Consider the following 22,792-nt stretch of genomic DNA (forward strand, 5'->3'; position numbering starts at 1 on the left):
GGTGTTGCCCCACCCGCAGACTACACGAAATTGTTTATCTGTAACGGCTTGGTATCGGGTGTATGTGCGCTATACACAGGGGCGCAGCGAAAGCCGGGCACTATCACAAAACCGGAATGAGACCCTGCTATCTCTGGGTCAAACAGGGAATCATGGAAGTTTGTTTGAATTGAAATACCTTTTGGGCGGTGTGATGATTGGCTTGGCGACCTCCGCGCCGGTCGGGCCTGTCAATATTATGGTCATCAGCCGCTCACTGCATTTTGGTTTCCTGTCGGGGGTGATGGCAGGGGCAGGCGCTGTTGTCGCGGATACGCTGTTTGCACTGATAGCGGCCTTTGGCGTTACAACAATATCCGATTTTTTATCGCACCATCTTGGCGCCATCCAGTTGATTGGCGGGCTTTTGCTTTTGGGGTTTGGTGTGCATGTGTTTCGCGCTCATCCCCATTTGGAAGTGGCTAGTGAAGGGCGGAGTCGTTTGGTGCACGGCTTTCTGGCTGCCCTCGCTATGACCATCACGAACCCCGGTACAATCTTTGGCTTTCTCGCACTGTTTGGCGCGCTCGGTCACTTGGCACCAAGGACTGGAGATTATCTGGGAGCTGCAGCGCTGGTTGTCGGGGTGTTTTGCGGGGCGTTGGGCTGGTGGGCCTCCGCTTCGGCGGTGATCGCGCGGTTTCGCAGCAAGATCACCGATACCTGGTTGACCTGGATCAACCGTGGGGCGGGGACGGTGCTCTTTGGCCTCGGCACCGTCATCCTCATCCGCTCCCTTTGGATATCAGGAAGCCTGCACTGATCTAGTGCAGGTTCCTGTCGAGAGAATAATCGCCGCGCGCCACACGCGTCGGAATTTCCTCCGCAAATTTCGTCACAGCTTCCTCGCCAAACATGGATACAAGATCCATCATGGCTGTAAACAAAGCTGCGTGCGCCATGGCTGCAGAGTCGATGCCGTGCGACAAACCCTCTTCCCATGCCTCGTGGATGAACCCCAATGCCAAGCGCCGGATGTCAGCGTCACTGACTTCCACCTCCTCGACCTCTTCGTCCATCGCGATATCAAGGGTTTGATCTTTGATCATTCCGCCCCGCCGTTTTTGTGTTGCCTTTTGTGCGCGCAGCCATGCTCTTACTGCAAATCAGTGCCGAGTCAGCCGCGCTACAACAGGAACCTAACACGTCGGGTCGCCAAGAAAACCGAACTGTAAAAGAATACTTAAGATCATCCAAAGCTTCGAAAATTTATGGTTAACACGCGCTTTGGAAAGAGTTATCCAAAATCCCTGCAGTTTTTACCTGTGGAAAATAGGGGTAAGTCGGAAAAGCACTAATCGCGGCTGTATTTAGCGGTGACTTCACGCGTAATCTTGGAACCTTGTGCCGCGTAACGACGTGAAGCTGCTTCAGCTGACGGTGTACAGCGTTGGTAAACTGAAGCGAATCCTCGATACCCCTGATTGAAGCGCTCCACGAACCGTCGACGCCGTAGTTCATTCGTTACTTCTGCTGCAAGCAGTGCCTGCATCCGTCCGCTCCACTCTTCCGGTTCATCGTGCCCACACAAGGGGCGCAAGTAATGCAGTGCTCCCAAGATCTCTGCGAGCCGCATAAGTTCTGCTTCGTAAGGTGGTGCGTTAATCTCGGGAGGGGCAGGTTGGGTGGTTTCTCCCTCTTGTCCCGCAGCCGAAATTGGAAGCTGGACAGCCAGACAAAGCGCAATCGCAACAGCTGCAGATGTCTGCTTTAATGAACTGACCAAAACAACCTCCCACGCAACCCATGCGCAACTGCACGATTTTACAGTGTGCCTGCACAGTTGACCAACGCCAAACCTTGAAATCCACGGTGAAAACCCGTCGGAGATCCTAGAATGCGGGGAACCAACGAAGATCGGGTTAATTTGCGCGCAGCAAGTCTGCGAGACTTGGTTCCATGTCTCCGGCAAGGGGCAGCGTCAACGCTTGTTCAAGCGCGACCCAACGAGCATCGGCAGCATCGCTTAACGCAGATACAGGCGCCCGAGCGAGGGGCGCCAAAAAGACATGGATCTCGTAGGCAGGCGTGTCGGTTCCATCCAGGGGACGACTGATCCGCCATAGGTTGAGCCTGCCGATGCGCAGGCCGGTTTCCTCCTCCAACTCACGCCGCGCGGCGGCCTCGGGTGTTTCATGAGGTTCTACCTTGCCCCCCGGAAATGCCCAGAGACCTTGAGAAGGAGGGGAGGCCCGCTGAACAAGCAGCACTTCCTTGTCCGGCGTGATGCAACAAACGCTGGCGGCTCGTTTCATGGCAAGAAAGCCTTTCCGGTCTCAGGAGAAAAGGGCGTCCACGTCCGCCTGGGTCGCGTCTTCAAGCGCTTCGGCATCGTCAGGAATGTGTCCATGGATAATACCGCTGGCCTGCGTAATCAACGGACGAATAAACGTTGTCGCGCGATGCTGGATCTCGTGCAGAATCTCCGGTGACAAGGCCTCTGCGTTTTCAATGAGGGCTTGCAGGGACAAGACTTCAGCATCAATCAAGGCAACGGTTTGGTTCAAAGCATCCCGCAGATCGGTTGGGCTGCAGTCGAATGCCTTGATTGCCAAGCGTTTCTCGGAGAAGTTGGATTGCTCGAAATGCTGAATATAATCGCACGGTTGCCAGATTAACACATCACCCGCACAGTCTGGCAGGTCAGGCATCATTTCCAGCAGCATCACCACTTCGTTGAAGTGATTGAGATAGTCTGTTGCCAAGCCTGTCGAAGGGTTGATATTCGCACGCTCGAGATTCTCTGGTGACATCTCGCCCTGTCCCAATTCCTCGCTGTGCGCTTCCATCAAGTCCTCCGACCTTGTAAACATATCCTAGCGTCTTTACAGGGTAAGTCGTTGCAAAATTACTAAAACACGACACAAAGTGAGTTGGAATGTGCGGTCGGTACACACTTACGGCATCCCCAGAGGAAGTTCGCGAACTGTTTTCCTACATCGAGCAGCCGAATTTTCCACCCCGTTACAATATCGCGCCAACCCAACCCGTTGCACTCGTCAAGAATGAACATGGCCAACGCCACTTTGCACTCGCCCGATGGGGGTTGGTGCCTGCATGGGTCAAGGATCCCGCCAGTTTTACTCTGCTCATCAATGCGAGAGCGGAAACGGTTTTGGAAAAGCCGTCGTTCAAGGTCGCCATGCGCCATCGTCGCTGCATCATTCCCGCCACGGGGTTCTACGAGTGGCAACGCACGGTATCGCCGAAGCAGCCCTACTATATTGAAGCTCAAGATGGGGTGCCGCTGGCGTTTGCGGGGCTTTGGGAAACCTGGTCCCATCCTGAGGGCGGTGAAATCGACACTGCGGCCATGATAACGGTAGCTGCTAATGGCGACATGGCACCGATCCATCACCGCATGCCCGCTCTCTTGCATCCAGACCAGTTTGACGATTGGCTGGATACGGGCTCTGTCATGGCACGTGAGGCAGTTTCATTCTTGAAACCTGCGCCGGACGGGGTCTTGCGTTTCACGCCAGTGTCGACACGGGTCAACAGCGCCGATCACGATGACCCGGACCTGATCCGCGAAACTGATCCGATCGCCAAGACCCAATCCGGTAACCTGACCAAAGCCGGTCGCAAGCCGACAAAATCGCGAAAAAGCAGCGGCCCGGGCAAGGCATCGAAAGACGACGATCAGCTCGATCTGTTTTAATGGAATAACGACATGCGCGGGCGTTGGCGTCAATCCGCCCGCGCAAACGATCTAAAGAACTCGTCCCGGATTAAGCAGCCCCTTGGGGTCCAGTGTCTGTTTGATGGCGCGCATCATCGCCATCTCAACCGGGCTCTTAACTCCCGGCAACAAGTCGCGCTTCAATACCCCTATGCCGTGTTCGGCAGAGATGGAGCCACCATATTTGGCCACAATGCCATGCACCACCTCGTTCACGGCATCCCATTGTGCAAGGAAGGCCTGCTTGTCTACACCGACAGGTTGGCTGATGTTGAAGTGGATGTTGCCATCTCCCATGTGGCCAAACGGGACAGGACGACAGCCAGGTACGAACGCCTCGACGGCGGCTATCGCCTCATCAAGGAAGGCAGGAACCTCTACCACGGGGACCGAAACATCATGCTTGATAGAGCCGCCTTCGCACTTTTGCACTTCTGACATGCCATGCCGGAGCCGCCAAAAGTCATCAGCCTGCGTTGTGCTTTGCGCCAAAACGGCATCATTCAGCAGTTCCTCTTCAAATGCTTCTTCGAAGATCGCCTCCGTCAGGCTTGCCAGGTCAATGTCCTTGGAGCCGCACGACAGCTCCAGAAGAACATACCATGGGTGTTCTTCAGACATGGGATAGCGCGCATTCCCTTGATGCTTGACGCTGAATTGCATGCCGACTTGCGGCAATAACTCGAAACCTGTGACCATGTGGCCCGCATGTTTCTGTGCAACAGAGAGAAGCGAGAGGGCTTGGTGGGGCGAATCTAATCCGCACAAAGCAACTTCCACGGCGCTGGGCTTCGTAAAAAGACGTAGAGTGGCGGCTGTAATGATCCCCAGAGTGCCTTCCGAACCGATAAATAATTGTTTCAAATCGTAACCGGTATTGTCCTTGCGAAGGGTGCGAAGTCCCTCCCACACATCACCATTTGCAAGCACAACTTCCAGCCCCAGAACCAGCTCTCTGGTGTTGCCATAGGACAGGACTGCGGTGCCGCCGGCGTTGGTGGCTATATTGCCCCCGATCTGGCATGAGCCCTGTGCTCCAAGCGTCAGTGGGAAGATGAGATCATGCTCTTCGGCGCGTTCATGAATGGTCTGCAAGATGGTGCCTGCTTCCACGGTCATGGTGCGCCCCAACGGGTCTACGCTGCGTATCTTGTTGAGCCTCGAAAGGCTTAAAACCACTTCACTTTCGCCGTTTTTGGGGATCTGGCCGCCAACCAAACCCGTGTTGCCACCTTGTGGGACAATGGCCACATCGTGGGCGTCGGCAAGCTTCATACAGGCTGCGACTTCAGCGGTTGAACCGGGCCGAAGGACCATGGGCGTGCTGCCTTTGAAACGGTCTCTCCACTCAACAAGATAAGGCGCCTGATCGGCCGCCTCGGTGAGAACATGGGCCTCTCCCAGTACCTCTTGAAAAGCACGGATTAGACTCTCTGGTGTCATGGTATTGTCGCCGTGTTAGGGATTGATCGTAGTCAGGCTATCAGATAAGCGCTGCTCCGAAGGCGTCCAGGGCTGTTGGAACAATCGTATCGATGGCTTGAAGCTGGCGTAACAGTATGCAATAGCAAATTCAAACTGCTTGATAGGTCAAGTGTTATTCATCAGGAGAAGAATATGGCAGAAGCGCGAGGATTGATGGACGGTAAGCGCGGCCTGATCATGGGGCTTGCAAATAACCGATCGATCGCTTGGGGAATTGCCAAGGCATTGCGCGAAGCTGGTGCTGAACTCGCCTTGACGTATCAGGGCGACTCGCTGAAACGCCGTGTGGAGCCGCTCGCAGAGCAGCTGGATGCGTATGTAGTTGGTAACTGCGATGTCACGGACGATGCGTCCGTCGATCAGGTTTTCAAGAACCTTGAAGAAAAATGGGGCAAGATCGACTTCCTCGTTCATGCGATTGCCTTTTCGGACAAGGACGAACTGACTGGCCGGTTCTTGGACACCAGCTCCGAGAACTTCCGCAAGACCATGGACATCTCGGTGTATTCTTTGGTCAAGGTCACTCAGCGCGCAGAAAAGCTGATGAGTGATGGTGGCTCCGTGCTGACGCTGACTTACTACGGTGCTGAAAAGGTCATGCCAAATTACAACGTAATGGGTGTTGCCAAAGCAGCGTTGGAGTCCAGCGTAAAGTATCTGGCTGTGGATTTGGGCCCGAAAAAGATCCGGGTCAATGCTTTGTCCGCAGGGCCGATCAAGACCCTTGCCGCGTCCGGCATCGGTGACCTGCGCTATATCATGAAGTGGAACGAGTACAACTCGCCACTGCGTAGCAATGTTACAATCGAAGAAGTTGGCACTTCGGCGGTTTACTTGTTGTCCGACTACAGCAAGGCGGTTACCGGTGAAACGCACCATGTTGACTGCGGCTATCACGTGGTCGGCATGAAGGCCGTGGATGCGCCAGACATCGCGACCGTGATGAAAGACTGAGCGAACTGTAGTTACCTGCAGGATTTTGGGGTGCCCATGAGGCGCCCCTTTTTTGTGGGTACAGCGAATGCTTGTCACTGGCGCGAGAGGTCTTACCAACAGCAAAGCCGGTCATACACTTGTCGAAGCTTTGCCTCACAGTATAGAACTCGTCCGATCCCCATAGATAACCAAACCTGAATGCAGACATACTCATGGAACAACCGACGCGCCTTGCGCACCTCGCCCCATCGCCGATTATTTTCATTCGTCACGGCCAGACGGATTGGAATGCGGAAGGACGCATGCAGGGCCAGCAGGACATCCCCATCAACGAGACGGGTCGCGAACAGGCTCAACGCAATGGGCGTGAGTTGAAGTCGCTTCTTGCGCAAGAGGACTGGAAGGCGATCGATTTTCAGTTTCTGTCCTCTCCTATGGCGCGCACGCGCGAGACGATGGAACTGGTTCGCGCTGAGCTTGGTCTTGAGCCGACGGACTATGGTCTGGATGATCGCCTGAAGGAGATCACTTTTGGGTCGATGGAGGGCAAGACCATTCCGGAAATCAAGGCGGTGAATCCGGAACTGGCAGAGGCGCGAAAGGCTGACAAGTGGGGCTTTGTGCCGCCGGAAGGGGAAAGTTACAAGATGCTGTCGGCGCGCATCGAGGGGTGGCTGATGACGCGATCCCGGCCGATGGTTATCGTCTCCCACGGTGGTGTTTTGCGCGTTTTGCGCGGTATGTTGATGGGATTTGATGCATCCGAGATACCCAGTCTTGATGTGCCTCAGGATCAGTTCTGGATTTGGCGCAGCCTCGACGAAAGTTGGGTGTAAAGGCAGATGGATATCGTCGAATTCGCTCCGGAACACATGGAGCACCTGCTTGATATCTGGTTAAAAGCCTCTGTTCAGGCGCATGACTTCATTCCCTCGAGCTTTTGGGAGGGTATGTTGCCGGCGATGCAGGATACCTATCTTCCTGCTGCCCGCACATGGGTTGCGCTCGACAACGGCCAGCCGCAAGGGTTTGTCAGTCTTGTCGAGGATAATCTGGCGGCATTGTTCGTAAGCCCGGATCAGCAGGGAAAGGGAATTGGCCGCCTGTTGATGAGCCGTGCCAAGGCGCAGAGCAAGCGTTTGCAATTGACCGTCTACAAGGAAAATGTCAGCGCCTACGGGTTCTATTTGGCGCAGGGCTTTTCGGTTCTCAACGAGCAGAGTGATCCGCACACCGGGCATCCGGAGCTTCTTATGGAGTGGGTCGGCGACTAGTGGCTCTTCTTGAGAAAAACCTGAGAAACGCGCGCAGCCGGCGCAATTGACCCCATACGCGAACAGACTTACAACCGGTTTCCAGTGTTGACCTCGTGCGCAATCAGCGCACCATGAATGTCGGAACGATATGTCCCACAATACCTTTGGTTCCCTCTTCCGTTTCACTACCTGGGGCGAAAGCCACGGGCCGGCCCTTGGCTGTGTGATTGACGGATGTCCGCCGCTCCTGCCGATTTCCGAACAGGAAATTCAGTCCTATTTGGATCGACGCAAACCAGGGCAGTCCAAATACACGACACAGCGGCGTGAGCCTGATCAGGTCAAGATCCTGTCTGGCACGATGACGGATGAAGAGGGTGTTCTGCGCACCACAGGGACACCCATTTCTTTGATGATCGAAAACACCGATCAGCGTTCCAAGGACTACTCCGAGATCAAGGAGCGCTACCGCCCCGGTCATGCCGACTACACCTACGATGCCAAGTATGGCATTCGAGACTATCGTGGCGGGGGGCGATCCTCAGCGCGCGAAACGGCGGCGCGTGTTGCTGCCGGGGCGGTTGCGCGTCTTGTCGTTCCAGACATCTCCATCCGTGCGGCACTGGTCCAGATGGGGCCCCACAAAATCAACCGGGAAAACTGGGACTGGGCTGAGGTCGACAATAATCCTTTCTTCTGCCCGGACAAGGAAGCTGCGACGTTCTATGCCGACTATCTGGATGATTTACGTAAATCCGGTTCATCGGTTGGGGCCGTTATTGAAGTTGTCGCTGAAGGTGTGCCGGTCGGTCTGGGTGCGCCGGTCTATGGCAAGTTGGATCAGGATATTGCATCGGCCATGATGTCTATCAATGCGGTCAAGGGCGTTGAGATTGGGAATGGCTTCGAAGCAGCCGCGCTTACCGGCGAAGAGAATGCCGACGAAATGCGCATCGGAAGTGATGGGCAGCCGCACTTCCTGTCCAATCATGCGGGCGGCGTATTGGGTGGCATTTCCAGTGGTGCGCCAGTGATAGCTCGTTTTGCTGTCAAGCCGACCTCTTCCATTCTGACACCGCGCAAATCTGTGACGCGAAGCGGTGAAGAGGTCGATGTCATGACAAAGGGGCGCCATGACCCCTGCGTTGGTATTCGGGCGGTTCCTGTGGGGGAGGCGATGATGGCATGCGTTCTGGCAGATCACTTCCTTCGACACCGCGGCCAGGTCGGCGGTAAATAGCCTCTGAAACAACAAGTGCTTCGCGAGGCCGCCTCATGAGGGCGGCCTTTTGCGTCTAATGGGCTAGTAATCATGGGTCCCGCCTGCCAAAATTCCCCTTGATTTTTAACGGCGCAGCCTTCAGTTTTCAGTATGACTGAAATTATCCGCTTCTTTTTGTGGAGCTGAACGGTGGAGTGCTCATGAGACTGGACAAGTGGCTTGCTCAAAAGTCAGAGAGCCGGAGCGCATTTGCGCGCCGGGCTGGGCTGTCGCCAGCGTCTGTCACGGCTCTGTGTAACGATCCAGCCGTTTGGGTCTCACGCGAGATGGCTCAGAAAATTGCCGAAGCAACCGGTGGGGAAGTCACCCCCAACGATTTCTTGGGCCTCAAGGAAACCAGGGAGTATGCTGTGTCCCAGACCCGCGTCGCCGAAGCTCTTCGAGCCTTCGAAAATGGAGAAATGGTCGTCGTTACGGACGATGATGATCGGGAAAATGAAGGCGATCTGATTGTTGCCGCGAGCAAGGTCACGCCTGAGCAAATGGCGTTCATCATTCGCCATACATCCGGCATTGTGTGCGCGCCAATGACTCGTGAAACGGCGGGTCGTCTCCGACTTGACCCAATGGTCAGCAACAATGATGCGCCATTGGCGACGGCGTTCACGGTCTCGGTAGATTATGCGCCCGGCTTGACAACAGGCATTTCGGCGGAAGAGCGGTGCGCGACGGTGCGCGGGTTGGCCAACCCGAATGCGGGTGCGGCTGATTTCGTCCGTCCGGGTCACGTATTTCCGTTGATCGCAAAGGAAGGGGGCGTCTTGATCCGGTCCGGCCATACGGAAGCCGCAGTGGATCTTTGTCGCTTGACCGGATTGCCTGAGGTTGGTGTCATCAGCGAGTTGGTCAATGATGATGGCACGGTCAAACGGGGTGAGGCTGTTGCTGAATTCGCTGAAGAGCATGGGCTGAAGATGGTCTCGGTGGCGGACCTTATTGCCTGGCGGCAGCGAAACGAGTCTTTTGTCGAGCGGGGCGAGGAACAACGCATCGAAACGCCATTTGGGGCCGCAACCGCCATTTCCTTTTCGACGCCATTTGACAAGATGGACCACCTTGCCATCATTTTCGGTGATATTCGGGACGGTCGTGGTGTCCCTGTGCGGCTTCAACGCGAAGCCGTGGTGGATGATGTATTCGGCACAAGCAAATCCCTTAGCAACGTAATGAAGGACTTTGCCGAACGCGGACGGGGCGTTATCGTATACCTTCGCGAAGGTGGTGTCGGCGTTGCACAGCAGTCCCAGCGCGCTCGCGAAGGGCTTGAGGCTGCGGAAGTGGAGCAGCACCAATCGGCTCAGTCTCGTGAGCGTGGATGGCGCGAGATCGGTCTTGGTGCTCAGATCCTGAAGGATCTGGGTGTTACCTCAATCCGGGTTTTGGCAAGCCGTGAACGCCACTATATCGGGCTGGAAGGGTTCGGTATTGAAATTGAAACAACGGAGATCGCCGGATAATCGCCGGCACTCCCTTTTTTTCGGAGTTGGACAGCCGTTGGCCCAGCCTCACCACTTGGACCCTTGGGACGAAAGCAGCCAGGCTAGACCAGAGCCCTTTGCAACAGGATATGCAAAGGGTGCCGGTGAGGGGATCGTCTATGGCGGGGCTGCGGTGGCGGTTGGAGCGCTCGTGTTTGCGCTTGTTGGCTATCCGGTCGCCTTGGGAGTGGCCTTGGTGGCCGGGGCACTCGCAGCCTGGTTCTACCCCACTGTCACGCGCGAGCCTCAAGTCGGGGCCAGAGAGGATGGCCTGTTCGTCGACGGTATCGGATTTCTTGATTGGTCGGCGGTCAGTGCCTTGACACTTCACTCAACGGCTGTGCGTTCCATCATGTTGACCAAACTTGTCATTCAACTGAATACGGATATGGACAAGGCCGTGGCCAAGCCGCAAAGGCAGCCGTTCTGGCGGTCCTTGATGATGCGGAACTGGCGTTTGAAGAAAGATGCTGAGGGCCATCCCACCGTGGTTGTAGATTTGCACACCCTTCGAATGCCGCCGGAGCAGATTCTCTCCCGTTTACGTCAGTTTCGCTCGGTCTGAAGTGACCCGTCTGCAACACTGTGATATTTTTGTGGTTGCTAACCCCATTTTGCCACCTTCTCGGTTTATCTTGGAAATGTGGGGAGGGTCTGTTAAAAATACTGCCTTACGCTGCGGTATGCAGGCCCATAACAATGGTGATATCACGATGCACACGACGCAGATGAATACGGTGCCGGACCACCAAAGATTTGTCTCCCTGGAAAAAGACTGGGGGGATGACGATAGGTTCCTTCTAGATTTTGCCGGTCAATCTGGAACCAGTGCACTCCAAATCGCATGTGGCACGGGAGCGCTCTCGCACGCCCTCAGTCAGGCAGGTGTGGAAGTGGTCGGCGTGGATCGCAATCCACGCAAGATCGCCAAGGCAATCCGCCGAACACGGGCGGTGACGTGGGTAGGGGCGGATGCCCGAACAATCCGACTTAACCGATCGTTTGATACGGTCGTGATTAGCGGAAACGCCTTCCACGCCTTTACAACTGATACTGATCAGGTTCTTCTTCTCCAAACGGTCGCCGCGCACTTGAAAAGCGGCGGCCGTTTTGCTTTCGGCCTGCTCAATCCTTCAGCCAAACCATGGGAAGCATGGCCAGCTGTGGAGCGGCCGATGCGGGTGCGTAGCGCTGACGGCGAAGATGTTGCCTTCTGGCAGGATTTTGATGGGCCCGATCCAACTGGACTTGTGCGTATGAAAACGCATTACGATAGCCGGGGCGAGAAGTGTTCCATGAACAAGGAACGCCGCTTTGTGCCAAAGGCTCATTTGATGGACTTGTTCCGTGCCGTCGATTTGCAGCCCGCTGCATGGTATGGCGACTGGGATGGCTCCGAGGCCTCCGAAAAAAGTCCATATATTATCGTGACTGGTCGGAAGCTTTAGGCTGAAATGCCTTCTATGATTGTGAGCGTGCTGTCGGCATGGGCATGGCGCAACGCCTTGACTGGTGCGTATTCAGGCGAGTTTACAAACGCTTCTGCGGCCTCCATCGACGGAAACTCGATTATGACAAGTCGGGTGGGCGTCCAGAGTTCTGTCTCCACCGCCTTCATCTTGCCGCCGCGCGCGCGATAGACACCGCCATAACTTTCGGCAATCCGTTTGGCTTGTGCCTTATAGTCTTCGTAGGCTTCAGGATCTTTAATCCGTGTATCGGCGATCACATACGCTGTCATGATTGTTCCCTCTGTTCTTGCGGTGGTCCGCCACTATAGGTCGCTAGTCCTGTCATTCTTCATTAGCTTTTTGGCGTAGCGCGGTCTGGTTCGCATCAAAATTCGGCGAAACCGTCCTCGGCTGCGGTCTTCCAGCCACACGATGGAACGGTTGAGAGGGGCTGAGGTGCGCCGCCAGCCTCGTAGAAGCCGCGCTGCACCCCGACTGGTCGCAATCAGGATCACAACGCCAAACGCAAGCAGGGGAAGGCCGGTAGGTATAGGGAGCCAGACTGTCAGCAGCCCAAGAATGATGCAGACCGCCGCGCCAAGCCAATAAAACCACTTAATCACGTCACGAATCCAAAAAAGAACGGAGAGGTGACGTTAAGGGCCAGGTGTGACTCTCGTTTTACACCCTCAGTGTTTTCCTTAGGTTTCTGCAAACATCCTGAATCGATTGATACGCGAGACAAACGCCAGATCCGTTTCCTCCAGGCTCAAACCGACCTCGGCAAACAGCGCCTCCAGATCCTCATTCACATAGCTGCTAAAATACGGCTCATGAAACAATACGGGGAACGCCTCCAGCGAGCCGTCGTAAGAGGATCGGTCGCCTTTCAGCAGGCTGTCCATGAAAATGAATGTCCCCCCCGGCTTGAGTATTCGAGCGATTTCCCTTGCTACTTGGCGGCGGGCCTTGGGGGGCAGTTCGTGAAACAGATAGACGCAGCTGACAAGGTCCACGCTGTCGTCAGCAAAGGGCAGGTTTTCGGCATTGGCGCACAAATAGCTTGAGCGGCCAGTCTGGCTGCGTTCGCGCGCCACCTGAAGATAATCCAGAGACAGATCAATACCCGTGCCACGTAAACCCGGAAATGCGGAGAGCGCCGGATTGAGTAACCCTCCCGTGCCGCAGGCAACATCAACATAGGCTAGGCGACGCCGATCAGCGCCGGCAATGGCTTTTGCCATTTGGGCTAGGGCCAGACGCCGCATCACGGCTGTGGTTCCCTTGAAAAGGACATCCACCTGAAAGTCATAGATCCGTGCGGAATCTTCGCTCAACCATCCGTCGGTCTGAAAGTGAAAGTTCTGTTGGTAGTATCTTGGTAGCGCTCTGCGTTCGCGGCCAACTTCCTGATGTTGGCCTTGAGCTCGTCGCTTGGCTACCTTCGGAACATCCTCCAGAAAGCGCTGGCCAGTGTTCAACAGCTCTTTCAGGTTGCGGTAGGGACCTCGGCGCATCGGGTAGAGACCGGCTTCCATATTCCGAAAATCCCGGTCAAACAAATCGCGAATATCCGCATACATCTCTTGGCGAGAGGGAAACGGTCCTTTGGGTCGTTCCTTGCCATCCGGAGCCACAGGATAGCGCCGGGCGATGCGGCCCATCGCCCTTTCGTAGAGCGCGTAGAAAGCCACCCTCATGCCTTGTTCCATCCAGTAGGTTGATCGACGAGCCAGACGAAACGGGGAAGGGCGGTCCATGAAACTATCTCCTCAGGAAGGTCGCTCCAACAATGCAACAACCTCAATATGGGGCGAGAACAGGAACTGGTCCACTGGAACAACCTTCGTGAGGGTGTATCCGCCGTCCAACAAGGCTCGCAGGTCTCTGGCCAGAGTTGCCGGATTGCATGACACGGCTACGATGCGGGTAACACTGGATCGAGCGAGTTCCTCAGCCTGAGCCAAAGCCCCGGCCCGCGGCGGATCAAACACAACCGCATCATACCCGTTGCCGAAGTTGTCCAGTTCCTTGGTGGTCAGGGGGCGGCGGAACAGATCACGCCGTTCACTTGAGACTTCCTTGAGACCCTTGGCATGGCGACGGGCTGCATCCAGGGCGGCAAGAGCGGCGCTATCACTCTCCACGGCATGCACGGATGCTGTGCGCGCCAATCGAAAGGTAAATGTGCCCGCACCTGCGAACAGATCGGCGACTTTTGGCGCAGGACCGATGCCCTCGATCACCAACGCCGCCATCTCGTTTTCCGCATGCTGGGTTGCTTGCAAGAAACCGCCTGAGGGAATGGAAACCCGCGCCCCGCCCATGTCGAGATATGGTGGCCGCAACTCCAGAATGGTTTCCGCATCTGCCGTCAGTCGCGCATACCCGTTCTCCATTGCAGCCTGAGACAGCGTCAGGAAGTGCTTGTCCAACGAGCGGCCAAGCCCCTTGATGGCAACATCAAGCCCTTCAAGTGTGGCGGTAACCGTCAGCTTGAGATCGCCGCGTCTGGGCATGACTTCCGATGCCAGACGTCGCAATCCCGGCATTGCCGCCACGATTTCCGGAACAAGTACGGGGCATTCTTCCACATCCACCAGACGTTTCGACTTGGCTTCATGGTATCCCAAGAGGATCTTGTGTCCCGCACGAGTAGCGGTAAAAACCGCCCGCCGACGCGTTGCGGGCGCGCATGTCAGAGGCTGGTCTACCGTTGTTTCAATGCCTCTTGCCTTCAATGCATCCACAACAACAGTGCGCTTGAAGTCAAGATAGGCGCCCGGTGCCATGTGTTGAAGGGTACAGCCGCCACAGACTGCCGCGTGCTTGCAAATGGGCGTAATGCGATCCTTGCTTGGAGTCTCAATATTCACGAGCGCTGCACGATCACCCGCACGTTTGGCCGTCACCGTTTCGCCGGGAAGCGCGCCTGCAATGAAAACAGAACCAGCCCCGGTTTCTGCCACGCCGTCTCCTTTGTGAGCCAGGCGATCTATGTGGAAACGTTCGACAGACGAGGTAGTCATGAAGCTTGCTTTCTTGAGAGTGACGCGACAGGTACCGGGAATGAAACCTGATGACGGCGTTTAACCGTCTTTCCGGGCAGCAAGCAAGTACTCTCGGTTGCCATCTCCGCCCAGAATGGGGGATGGTATCATACCCAGCACCCGCCAACTTTCTTGCTGGGCGAACCACTGCCGCAATTCCTCGGCAACTGCAAGTCCAACATCGTGGCTAACAATACCTCCCTTTCCGATGCGATCACGGCCAGCTTCGAATTGCGGCTTCACCAGAAAAACGCCCACTGCACCGGAACGTGCCAGATGGAGCGCGGGCGGCAATGCCAACTGAAGTGAGATGAAACTGATGTCACTGACAATAAAGGTGGGGCTCAAGTCCTCCAGATCGGCGAGGGTCAGCGTGCGGGCATTGACGCCATCTCGGCGATTGACACGCGGATCCGCGGCGATCTTTGGGTGCAACTGGTCATGGCCCACATCAATGGCGTGCACTCGCTCGGCGCCGTGTTCAAGCAGTACCTGAGTGAAACCACCGGTCGACGCACCGAGATCAAGACAGACCTGTCCTTTTGGAGACAACTCGAAGATCTTGAGAGCCTCTTTCAACTTGAGTGCTGCGCGGGAGACGTATGTCTGTGCGGGATCATTGATGACTACAAGGCACCCCTCCGCCACATTCTGAGAGGGCTTTTTGGCTGGAATCCCGTCAACTTCCACAGTGCCGCGCAAAACGGCATCGCGGGCCCGTGCCCGGGAGTCAAATTGGCCTCGCTCCACCAGATATTGGTCTAGGCGCATAACTGGGACATACCTTTGGTTGAATTTGGTTCAGTGCAATTTACACATCAATGCCTGTTTTTCCTACTGCAACTTCAGGGAAAGGCTAGGGCAACCCTGCTGCCAGACTTTCAATTTCTGTGAATCATGAGACAAGGCAAAGGAAACCAACGGGAGAGCATCCCGTTGGTTCTGCTTCAACAAAGGCTTGCGAGGGTGGGTTCCAAAGGCAAGCCGGCTTTCTAAGCCGCATTTGCGCTGATGAGATCGCGAATCTTTTGCAGCGCTGCGTCGTGGGTTTCTCCATAGCTGATGGTGCCCACGAACTGGTGATCTGCAGTCATCATGTAAACACCGGCCGTATGATCCATGGTGTAGTCACCGTCATCCAATTCTACACGACGGGCATAGACACGGTAGGCCTTGATGACGTCCTGAATTTGCTCCGGTGTGCCTGTCAGTGGCGTGATGCGATCATCGAATGCGGCCACGTAGTCTGACATGACATCCGGTGTGTCGCGCTCAGGATCGACGCTGACGAACGCATAGTTCAGTTTGTCAGCATCATCTCCAAGAGCCTCTATCCATCCCTGCATCTCGAACAGGGTAGTGGGGCATACATCCGGACAATAGGTGAACCCAAAGAACATCAGCGTTGGTTTGCCCTTCAAGTCCTCCCGGGTCACTGTCTCTCCCTTGCCGTTCACAAGCGTGAAGGGGCCGCCAATCGATGCAACAGGTGCCAGCGGAATTCCCTCTTGTGAGCGCCACGAGGTGTAGGAAACGGCAGCCACCGCAATCACCAGCAACACAACGGCTGCCCATGCGGCATATCGGATCATACGAGCGGTGGTCATGTTTGGCGCTCCTTAATGCTTGCTGTGACTCATCGTCGATTTGGCGCCCATTTCATGGACTGGCATGGTGACATCAACCGGACCGCCCGGCTCGAATGTCAGCGTAACGCGAACGCTTTCACCTGCCACGAACGGATCCTTCAGCCCCATGAACATGACATGGTAGCCACCGGGTTTCAGTTCCACTGTTTCGCCCGCGGGAATGGTCAGGCCATCCGTGAGCTCGCGCATTTTCATGATGCCATCCGTCACAGCCATCTCGTGGATTTCTGTTCGCTCGGCAACATCAGATTGGCCCGCAATCAACCGGGCGTCCTGATTGCCTGTATTGGTAATCGTCAGAAAACCGCCTCCTGCACGGGCCCGGGGTGGTGTGGCGCGGGTCCAAGCCTTTTCAAGGGTAAGATCGCCGAGTTGAATCGGATCGGCAGCTGCCATTGAAAGCGGCAGGGTGGAAAGCGCAATGGCTGTGAAAACAGTCTTGAAGGTCAACATGGCACGTCCTTTTGTCGATTGATGATTTGAATACGTCAAAGCTCAATCGAGTAGGGTGGTGCTCTTATGTTGGGGCCTTCGCTGTTCGCATGGGCTGTTGCAACAAGGGGTGCCGGACGCAGGATGCCTGTCACGGACATCTCGTTTGCGCCGAGCGATGGAACTGATGGAGGCGTGGCGGTTAGTTTCGAGACTGCGTTCTGGGCGCACAAGATTCCGCAGTGGCACAGGTGAGCTGCAGTCTCATCATCAGAAACAGGTGCTTTGGTGCTGTAGCCGGAGGGTGCGCACAGATGGCCAAGTCCTGCTACAGCACTATCGGAAACCGTAAGAATGCCCAGCGACAACAGCAGGATTCGCGCTGTGAGCGCTAAGCCGGCCAAAATGGCAACCGGGCGGCTCTCAAGGCGCAAACACTGCAGGAATGTCGAAGTAACTCTCATGAATCGGATGTAAGCAATTCCCGCTAGGTCTGTCTATCCTCATTCTGGTCTACAACCTGATAATCCTGCTCTTCCGGATTGTGGAAGTCCTGAACAAAGTATTCAGGTTCCTCTTCGCCGTCCGTATCCAGATCCATGGCTTCGTCCGCCGCCAATGCATCCTCACCCTCGTAGGCAGGGAATTCTTCCGGCGCAATCACGTTTGGTGCCTCCGGATCCAACGGTTCGGGGGTCATGGTGGCACCCACATTGGCTGTAGAGGTGAGTTCGAAGTCGGTCTTTTCTTCGTCTTCCACAGCAGGACGAATAATCAGACGGCTGACGACATACGCTGCAAGGCCAGCCTCAACGATTGCCACCCACATGAACAGTCCCGCTGGGCCTGCTGTTCCCATGAACCACGAAGCTGCAATAGGGCCAACAATAGAGCCGCTGCCGAACGCCATCAAAATGCCTGAGGAGGTTTGAACATACTCATCAGCATTCGAGTGGTCGAAAGCATGGGCTGCAATCACGGCGTATATCGGCTGGGTCGTCATGCCCAACAGCACGAACACGGCAAGCGCGGTGTAAAACGCCGGTGCTTCAAGCGCAAACAACAGTCCTGCTATCAACGCGGATGATGCCGTCAGGCCCAGCATGACATAACGCCGATCCATGCGGTCGGACAAGCGTCCAATAGGCCACTGTGCAATGGCTCCGCCCAAAACGATCGCGGCGGCGATATAGGCAATCTGGCTCGTTGTGAATGACGTTTGCGCACCATACAACGGCACCAGCGTCCATAGAGACGAATTTGCCAGACCAATCAGCAAACAACCGATCAATGCGATTGCCGAGGTGTTGTAGAGCTTGATGGGGTTGAAGCTCACCATCGCCAACGGTGCCGGCTGCGTGGCATTGGTCATGGCCACCGGAACCACCGCCATGCTGACCAGTACCGAGGCAATCGCAAACGGGGCAAAGCTGGAAATATCAAAGGTGATCAAGCTCAGCTGACCGACGATGACCGCAAGGAACGTCAACACAACGTAGATCGACATGACGGCGCCGCGGTTCTCGTTACTGGAGCGCTCATTGAGCCAGCTCTCCACCACAAGGTTCATGCCGGCGAAGCAGAAACCGGTCAGGCAGCGAAAAATGAACCACGATACCGGATCGACGATGAGTGGGTGCATCAATGCTGCCGCCGACATGATCGACACGAGTGCCGTAAAAGCTCGAATGTGACCAGCGCGGGTGATGAAGTGATGTGAGAAGAAGCAGGCAATTACATAGCCGATATAGAACGACGATGAAATCAGACCGATTGCAAAGCCGCTGAAGGACGCCAGTTCGGCGCGTAGCGGAATGACCGTGGAGCTGAGGCCATGCCCAGCCAGAATGAGCACCACTGAAATGAGCAGGGCGCCGATGGGAACCAGCAATTGAGCCATAAAAAACCCTCTTCCGGTATGGATGGGGGATCAGCGTGACGCAGTGATCAGAAAATTCATTCTAGGAGACACGAACCTTATCAAGAGGCAATACCCCACCTCTTGATATCGAGTTCGTCAGGCGAGTTGTGCCGAGAATTCTTCAGCTTTGCCCAAAGCTTCGAAAACCCGGTGCATGATGCCGGTCGCAGTCAGCCCCGCATCAGAATACATGACCTCTGGTTTGTTATGATCTTGATAGCTGTCGGGTAGGGTCATGCAACGCACCTTCAAACCGTGATCCAATAGCCCGGTATTCGCCAGCGTGTGCATGACGTGACTGCCGAAACCGCCGACTGATCCTTCTTCAACGGTAACGAGCACATCGTGATTCATGGCCAACTGGCGCAGCAAGTCCTGGTCCAGCGGTTTTGCAAATCGCGCATCTGCTACCGTTGTGCTCAGCCCAGCGGTGTCGAGGCTCTCGGCTGCTTCCAGGCATTCGCTCAACCGCGCACCGAAGGACAAAAGAGCAATACGGTTGCCTTCCTTGACAATGCGCCCGCGCCCGATCTCAAGAAGTTCGCCCCGCTCTGGCATTTCCATGCCAATGCCTTCGCCGCGTGGGTAGCGGAATGAAATCGGTCCCTCGTCATAGGCCGCAGCCGTGGCCACCATATGCTTGAGTTCTGCCTCGTTGCTGGCGGCCATCACAACGAAGCCGGGCAGGCAGCTCAGATAGGCCGTGTCAAAGGATCCCGCGTGGGTAGCGCCATCTGCGCCAACCAGACCCGCGCGATCAATCGGGAAGCGAACGGGCAACTTTTGGATCGCAACATCATGGACGACTTGGTCATAGGCGCGCTGCAGGAACGTGGAATAGATCGCACAAAACGGCTTGTATCCCTCTGTCGCCAAGCCGGCTGCAAAGGTAACAGCATGCTGTTCGGCAATACCCACATCGAAGGTGCGCTTGGGATAGGCTTCGCCAAACAGGTCCATACCTGTGCCGTCCGGCATGGCTGCGGTAATGCCGACGATTTTTTCGTCGTCAGCTGCTTCCTGTATCAGGCTTTCGGCAAACACCTTGGTGTAGCTCGGCGCATTGGCCTTGGGCTTGGATTGTTTACCGGTTACCACGTCGAATTTCGCCACAGCATGGTACTTGTTGCTGGCCGTTTCGGCTGGCAGGTAGCCCTTGCCCTTTTGGGTGACGGCGTGAATAAGGATCGGCCCTTCCTGCGCATCGCGCACGTTCTTCAGAATAGGCAGAAGGTGATCCAGATTGTGCCCATCCACGGGCCCTACATAGTAAAAGCCCAGTTCTTCAAACAGAGTGCCACCCGTCCAGAACCCCCGAGCATATTCTTCGGCTCGAGCTGCTTTTTCTTGCAAGGTTTTGGGCAGGGCCTTGGCCACGCTTTTGGCAGCGTCGCGGAAGGACTTGTAGGTTTTACCCGAAACCAGTCGGGCCAGAGAGGCTGACAAGGCACCCGTGGGCGGTGCGATCGACATGTCGTTGTCGTTCAAGATAACGATTAACCGGCTTTTCAGAGCACCCGCGTTGTTCATGGCCTCATAGGCCATGCCGGCCGACATGGCCCCATCGCCAATAACTGCGATGACATTGTTGGTTTCTTCTGAAAGGTCTCGCGCAACCGCCATGCCAAGGCCCGCCGAAATGGAGGTGGACGAATGGCCTGCACCGAATGGGTCGTAGGGGCTTTCCGATCGCTTTGTGAAACCCGACAGACCACCAGCTTGCCGCAGTGTGCGAATTCGATCCCGCCGCCCGGTCAGGATTTTGTGTGGATAGCACTGGTGGCCCACATCCCAAATCAAACGATCCCGGGGGGTGTCAAAAACATAATGAAGCGCAAGCGTCAGCTCTACTACCCCTAACCCGGCACCCAGGTGCCCTCCGGTTACCGAGACCGCGTCGATCAACTCCGCACGCAATTCCTCCGCAAGATCCTTCAGTTTTTCTTCAGGTATATCTTTGAGGTCTGCGGGGCTGGAAATGCTATCGAGCAGAGGGAATTTCATTCTTGTCACCAGTTTGAGTCTTATTTGACGCCCGTCTTTGACCCTCACGCTTACAACAGACGTTGAGGGCGCGCAATTCATAGATAGGGAGCGAAGACTGGATTAGCCACGACTTGGCGAAAATGCCGTCAATCTCGGCAAACTACGTAAAAATTATGGAGATCTATCGGAAATTGCTCAATCCTCACCCCAGGGGGTGATGCATTCTGTCGTAAAACCGCTTATCCAAGGTGCCGTGGTCGATGGGGCCACGTGCACAGTGATCGACTTAGGGCCGTGTGAAAACGCGGCCCTCTTTTTTTGTCCCGATGCTGGCTCGGTCGTGTTCTCAATTTCCCGCCATATTCAACCAGCGCCCGACATTCTCACTATAGTTGAAAATAATAGGGCCTTTCCATGATTAAATTATGAATAAAAACCAATATGGTTGAATCGTAGTAAGTTATATCTGAAAGAGCAGAAAACTCCTCGTAGTTCCAAGCAACTAAACTTGCCTGATTATTTTTGGAGTATGGATCTTCTTGGAGAATGGCCGGTGGAAATTCTTGTAGAGAATCGATTCTCAGCAGGAAGTGACGTTAAGGGTATGTGGAATCAAAAAACCCGCCGAAGCGGGTTCCAGATTTCAGAATAGGAAACTGATTAGTCGCCCAAAGGTTCCACGCCGGTTGGGTTGCCGGTGGTATCCAGCTGGATCTTTTCTACCTTTGCTTCAGCGGCCTTCAAAAGACTGTCGCAATGTTTGCGCAAGGCTTCGCCGCGCGAGTAAAGCTCAATGCTTTTTTCCAATGGCACATTGCCCTGTTCTAGGTCGCGCACAATGGTCTCTAGTTGGGCAAGGGCAGATTCAAAGGACAATGACTCGATTGTGGCCTGCTCGGTTTCGCCTGTCGTCACGTGGTTTCTTCCCGCTTCGCATGGTTTGCTATTCGGAACCGATGATCGCGTGATCACCTATTGGTTCATGAGTGTCATTACATGCGCGGCCACGGACCGCGCAAGACCCTCAAGATCGTATCCACCTTCGAGCAGAGACACAACGCGTCGGTTACATCGTTTGTCCGCAATCTCCATCAGGGCTTGAGTTGCCCACGCGAAATCCACTTCCTTGAGACGTAGCCCGCCCAAAGGATCGCGGTGGTGCGCATCAAAACCGGCGGAAATGACAATAAGGTCGGGATCAAAGGATCGGATCCGGGGCAGAATGACCGAGTTCATGGCATCGCGGAACTCATCCCCGCCCATACCTTCCACAAGTGGTGCATTGACTATCGTGTCGTGTTCGCCGCGTTCGTTCTTGTGTCCTGTCCCCGGGTACAGGGGCATTTGGTGCGTGGATGTATACATAACGGTCGGGTCGTCCCAGAAGATCTCTTGGGTGCCGTTTCCGTGATGCACGTCGAAATCCATGATTGCCACCCGGTCCGCGCCATGCACTTCCTGAGCGTGGCGGGCCGCAACGGCAGCGTTGTTGAAGTAGCAAAAACCCATTGCACGCTGGCGCTCTGCATGGTGCCCCGGTGGGCGCAATGCGCAAAATGCATTCACGACACGACCGGACATGACTTCATCAACAGCTTGGCATGACGCGCCAACGCCGCGCATGGCTGCGTCCCACGTTCCCGGCGACATGGTCGTATCATGGTCCACATGCACCAATCCTTCATCTGGGCGCATGCGGTGGAGTTGGTTGATATAGGCAGGTGGGTGTACTCGCGCGGCATCCACGAAACGCCCCACGGCAGCACGATCGCGCTCAAGGGTATGGAAGCGTTCATTTTCGAGAATACGATCAATGGCCCGGAGACGGTCAGGTCGCTCGGGGTGCCCCAACGGCGTCAAGTGTTCGAGAAAGCTCGGGTGATGTAGATAAAGTGTAGACAACAGTTCGGTCCAGCAAGAGCGCTAAGTATTGTTCCTAGAAGCACACGAGCGCCATCTGGATGTCAACTCTCAAACCGCCCGCACAGCGGCGCGCTATACCAATTGCCGATAGCTAGCTGATGGAAAATCGATTTTTCAGCCCAAGAAAGTGCCGGGGCGCGTAATACGCACGCCGCCCCGGTGAAGGTGCGAGCGCATCGTCGCGCTCGTGGGGGAGGTCCGCAGCATCGCTTACATCATAGT

At 55.5% G+C, this 22,792-nt stretch carries 25 protein-coding genes; 9 read left to right on the plus strand and 16 right to left on the minus strand.

Features of this window, described 5'->3' with window-relative positions; translation table 11 throughout:
- Window positions 1-160: 160 nt before the first annotated feature.
- A complete protein-coding gene (locus G512_RS0116015; RefSeq protein ID WP_028482592.1) occupies window positions 161-802 on the plus strand; it encodes a LysE family translocator in 642 nt (213 codons plus the stop codon).
- Window position 803: 1 nt separating this feature from the next.
- On the opposite strand, the gene G512_RS0116020 is transcribed toward G512_RS0116015, so the two are convergent.
- The 4 genes from G512_RS0116020 to G512_RS0116030 form a co-directional block, all read right to left on the minus strand.
- The gene (locus tag G512_RS0116020) at window positions 804-1,088 is read right to left on the minus strand and encodes a hypothetical protein (RefSeq protein WP_028482593.1); all 285 of its coding nucleotides are present in this window, start codon (window positions 1,086-1,088) and stop codon (window positions 804-806) included.
- Window positions 1,089-1,333: 245 nt separating this feature from the next.
- Window positions 1,334-1,765, minus strand: coding sequence for a TIGR02301 family protein (locus G512_RS22485; protein WP_102868379.1), 432 nt, complete (start codon window positions 1,763-1,765; stop codon window positions 1,334-1,336).
- 136 nt (window positions 1,766-1,901) lie between these two features.
- Window positions 1,902-2,294 (minus strand): NUDIX hydrolase, encoded by a 393-nt coding sequence (locus tag G512_RS0116025; protein WP_028482594.1) that lies wholly within the window; start codon window positions 2,292-2,294, stop codon window positions 1,902-1,904.
- A 21-nt stretch (window positions 2,295-2,315) separates the two neighbouring features.
- A complete protein-coding gene (locus tag G512_RS0116030) occupies window positions 2,316-2,828 on the minus strand; it encodes a hypothetical protein (protein ID WP_028482595.1) in 513 nt (170 codons plus the stop codon).
- Between the two features lie 89 nt (window positions 2,829-2,917).
- Here G512_RS0116030 and G512_RS0116035 point away from each other — a divergent pair, with 89 nt between their 5' ends.
- Window positions 2,918-3,700 carry an SOS response-associated peptidase gene (locus tag G512_RS0116035; RefSeq protein WP_028482596.1) on the plus strand — a complete coding sequence of 261 codons (783 nt, stop codon included), beginning with the start codon at window positions 2,918-2,920 and terminating at the stop codon, window positions 3,698-3,700.
- Window positions 3,701-3,751: 51 nt separating this feature from the next.
- Here the strand turns inward: G512_RS0116035 and G512_RS0116040 are convergent, their stop codons facing one another.
- A complete protein-coding gene (locus tag G512_RS0116040) occupies window positions 3,752-5,164 on the minus strand; it encodes an FAD-binding oxidoreductase (protein WP_028482597.1) in 1,413 nt (470 codons plus the stop codon).
- Window positions 5,165-5,338: 174 nt separating this feature from the next.
- On the opposite strand from G512_RS0116040, the gene fabI reads away from it, so the two are divergent.
- From fabI to G512_RS22250, 7 genes are all read left to right on the plus strand, one after another.
- Window positions 5,339-6,160: an enoyl-ACP reductase FabI gene (fabI, locus tag G512_RS0116045; RefSeq protein WP_028482598.1), complete on the plus strand. Its 822-nt coding sequence runs from the start codon at window positions 5,339-5,341 to the stop codon at window positions 6,158-6,160.
- 194 nt (window positions 6,161-6,354) lie between these two features.
- Window positions 6,355-6,978, plus strand: a complete 624-nt coding sequence (locus G512_RS0116050; protein ID WP_028482599.1) for a histidine phosphatase family protein — start codon at window positions 6,355-6,357, stop codon at window positions 6,976-6,978.
- Window positions 6,979-6,984: 6 nt separating this feature from the next.
- The gene (locus tag G512_RS0116055; RefSeq protein ID WP_028482600.1) at window positions 6,985-7,416 is read left to right on the plus strand and encodes an N-acetyltransferase; all 432 of its coding nucleotides are present in this window, start codon (window positions 6,985-6,987) and stop codon (window positions 7,414-7,416) included.
- A gap of 130 nt (window positions 7,417-7,546) precedes the next feature.
- Window positions 7,547-8,638 (plus strand): chorismate synthase, encoded by a 1,092-nt coding sequence (gene aroC / locus G512_RS0116060; RefSeq protein ID WP_028482601.1) that lies wholly within the window; start codon window positions 7,547-7,549, stop codon window positions 8,636-8,638.
- Window positions 8,639-8,820: 182 nt separating this feature from the next.
- Window positions 8,821-10,137, plus strand: a complete 1,317-nt coding sequence (gene ribB / locus G512_RS0116065; RefSeq protein ID WP_028482602.1) for a 3,4-dihydroxy-2-butanone-4-phosphate synthase — start codon at window positions 8,821-8,823, stop codon at window positions 10,135-10,137.
- Window positions 10,138-10,174: 37 nt separating this feature from the next.
- Window positions 10,175-10,723: a hypothetical protein gene (locus G512_RS0116070; RefSeq protein ID WP_051269468.1), complete on the plus strand. Its 549-nt coding sequence runs from the start codon at window positions 10,175-10,177 to the stop codon at window positions 10,721-10,723.
- Between the two features lie 148 nt (window positions 10,724-10,871).
- Entirely contained in the window at window positions 10,872-11,606 is a 735-nt protein-coding gene (locus G512_RS22250; protein ID WP_051269523.1) for a class I SAM-dependent methyltransferase, read from the plus strand.
- Here the strand turns inward: G512_RS22250 and G512_RS0116080 are convergent.
- The 11 genes from G512_RS0116080 to G512_RS0116130 form a co-directional block, all read right to left on the minus strand.
- On the minus strand, window positions 11,603-11,899 hold the full coding sequence (locus G512_RS0116080; protein WP_028482605.1) for a DUF1330 domain-containing protein: 297 nt from the start codon (window positions 11,897-11,899) through the stop codon (window positions 11,603-11,605). The two genes, G512_RS22250 and G512_RS0116080, sit on opposite strands and share 4 nt — an antisense overlap.
- Before the next feature lie 411 nt (window positions 11,900-12,310).
- Entirely contained in the window at window positions 12,311-13,369 is a 1,059-nt protein-coding gene (locus G512_RS21465; RefSeq protein WP_036489886.1) for a class I SAM-dependent methyltransferase, read from the minus strand.
- Between the two features lie 12 nt (window positions 13,370-13,381).
- The gene (locus G512_RS0116090; protein ID WP_028482606.1) at window positions 13,382-14,638 is read right to left on the minus strand and encodes a class I SAM-dependent RNA methyltransferase; all 1,257 of its coding nucleotides are present in this window, start codon (window positions 14,636-14,638) and stop codon (window positions 13,382-13,384) included.
- A gap of 60 nt (window positions 14,639-14,698) precedes the next feature.
- The gene (locus G512_RS0116095) at window positions 14,699-15,430 is read right to left on the minus strand and encodes a TlyA family RNA methyltransferase (protein WP_028482607.1); all 732 of its coding nucleotides are present in this window, start codon (window positions 15,428-15,430) and stop codon (window positions 14,699-14,701) included.
- A 221-nt stretch (window positions 15,431-15,651) separates the two neighbouring features.
- Window positions 15,652-16,266 (minus strand): SCO family protein, encoded by a 615-nt coding sequence (locus G512_RS0116100; RefSeq protein ID WP_028482608.1) that lies wholly within the window; start codon window positions 16,264-16,266, stop codon window positions 15,652-15,654.
- Between the two features lie 12 nt (window positions 16,267-16,278).
- On the minus strand, window positions 16,279-16,761 hold the full coding sequence (locus G512_RS0116105) for a copper chaperone PCu(A)C (RefSeq protein WP_028482609.1): 483 nt from the start codon (window positions 16,759-16,761) through the stop codon (window positions 16,279-16,281).
- 35 nt (window positions 16,762-16,796) lie between these two features.
- On the minus strand, window positions 16,797-17,204 hold the full coding sequence (locus G512_RS0116110) for a hypothetical protein (RefSeq protein WP_143181452.1): 408 nt from the start codon (window positions 17,202-17,204) through the stop codon (window positions 16,797-16,799).
- 23 nt (window positions 17,205-17,227) lie between these two features.
- Complete coding sequence (locus tag G512_RS21470) at window positions 17,228-18,640, minus strand: MFS transporter (protein ID WP_073833407.1); 1,413 nt, start codon at window positions 18,638-18,640, stop codon at window positions 17,228-17,230.
- A 117-nt stretch (window positions 18,641-18,757) separates the two neighbouring features.
- On the minus strand, window positions 18,758-20,665 hold the full coding sequence (gene dxs / locus G512_RS0116120) for a 1-deoxy-D-xylulose-5-phosphate synthase (RefSeq protein ID WP_081657514.1): 1,908 nt from the start codon (window positions 20,663-20,665) through the stop codon (window positions 18,758-18,760).
- 642 nt (window positions 20,666-21,307) lie between these two features.
- Complete coding sequence (locus G512_RS0116125) at window positions 21,308-21,562, minus strand: exodeoxyribonuclease VII small subunit (RefSeq protein ID WP_036489888.1); 255 nt, start codon at window positions 21,560-21,562, stop codon at window positions 21,308-21,310.
- A gap of 57 nt (window positions 21,563-21,619) precedes the next feature.
- A complete protein-coding gene (locus G512_RS0116130; RefSeq protein WP_028482613.1) occupies window positions 21,620-22,549 on the minus strand; it encodes a histone deacetylase family protein in 930 nt (309 codons plus the stop codon).
- Window positions 22,550-22,792 lie beyond the last annotated feature (243 nt).

Origin of the sequence: Pseudovibrio exalbescens DSM 16456 (assembly GCF_000422785.1) — a bacterium.
Classification (GTDB): domain Bacteria; phylum Pseudomonadota; class Alphaproteobacteria; order Rhizobiales; family Stappiaceae; genus Pseudovibrio; species Pseudovibrio exalbescens.

Coding starts and splice junctions, on each gene's coding strand:
- G512_RS0116020 (WP_028482593.1), bottom strand. CDS start 1,088: ATGATCAAAGATCAAACCCTTGATATCGCGATGGACGAAGAGGTCGAG.
- G512_RS0116025 (WP_028482594.1), bottom strand. CDS start 2,294: ATGAAACGAGCCGCCAGCGTTTGTTGCATCACGCCGGACAAGGAAGTG.
- G512_RS0116030 (WP_028482595.1), bottom strand. CDS start 2,828: ATGGAAGCGCACAGCGAGGAATTGGGACAGGGCGAGATGTCACCAGAG.
- G512_RS0116035 (WP_028482596.1), top strand. CDS start 2,918: ATGTGCGGTCGGTACACACTTACGGCATCCCCAGAGGAAGTTCGCGAA.
- G512_RS0116040 (WP_028482597.1), bottom strand. CDS start 5,164: ATGACACCAGAGAGTCTAATCCGTGCTTTTCAAGAGGTACTGGGAGAG.
- fabI (WP_028482598.1), top strand. CDS start 5,339: ATGGCAGAAGCGCGAGGATTGATGGACGGTAAGCGCGGCCTGATCATG.
- G512_RS0116050 (WP_028482599.1), top strand. CDS start 6,355: ATGGAACAACCGACGCGCCTTGCGCACCTCGCCCCATCGCCGATTATT.
- G512_RS0116055 (WP_028482600.1), top strand. CDS start 6,985: ATGGATATCGTCGAATTCGCTCCGGAACACATGGAGCACCTGCTTGAT.
- aroC (WP_028482601.1), top strand. CDS start 7,547: ATGTCCCACAATACCTTTGGTTCCCTCTTCCGTTTCACTACCTGGGGC.
- ribB (WP_028482602.1), top strand. CDS start 8,821: ATGAGACTGGACAAGTGGCTTGCTCAAAAGTCAGAGAGCCGGAGCGCA.
- G512_RS22250 (WP_051269523.1), top strand. CDS start 10,872: ATGCACACGACGCAGATGAATACGGTGCCGGACCACCAAAGATTTGTC.
- G512_RS0116080 (WP_028482605.1), bottom strand. CDS start 11,899: ATGACAGCGTATGTGATCGCCGATACACGGATTAAAGATCCTGAAGCC.
- G512_RS21465 (WP_036489886.1), bottom strand. CDS start 13,369: ATGGACCGCCCTTCCCCGTTTCGTCTGGCTCGTCGATCAACCTACTGG.
- G512_RS0116090 (WP_028482606.1), bottom strand. CDS start 14,638: ATGACTACCTCGTCTGTCGAACGTTTCCACATAGATCGCCTGGCTCAC.
- G512_RS0116095 (WP_028482607.1), bottom strand. CDS start 15,430: ATGCGCCTAGACCAATATCTGGTGGAGCGAGGCCAATTTGACTCCCGG.
- G512_RS0116100 (WP_028482608.1), bottom strand. CDS start 16,266: ATGACCACCGCTCGTATGATCCGATATGCCGCATGGGCAGCCGTTGTG.
- G512_RS0116105 (WP_028482609.1), bottom strand. CDS start 16,761: ATGTTGACCTTCAAGACTGTTTTCACAGCCATTGCGCTTTCCACCCTG.
- G512_RS0116110 (WP_143181452.1), bottom strand. CDS start 17,204: ATGAGAGTTACTTCGACATTCCTGCAGTGTTTGCGCCTTGAGAGCCGC.
- G512_RS21470 (WP_073833407.1), bottom strand. CDS start 18,640: ATGGCTCAATTGCTGGTTCCCATCGGCGCCCTGCTCATTTCAGTGGTG.
- dxs (WP_081657514.1), bottom strand. CDS start 20,665: ATGAAATTCCCTCTGCTCGATAGCATTTCCAGCCCCGCAGACCTCAAA.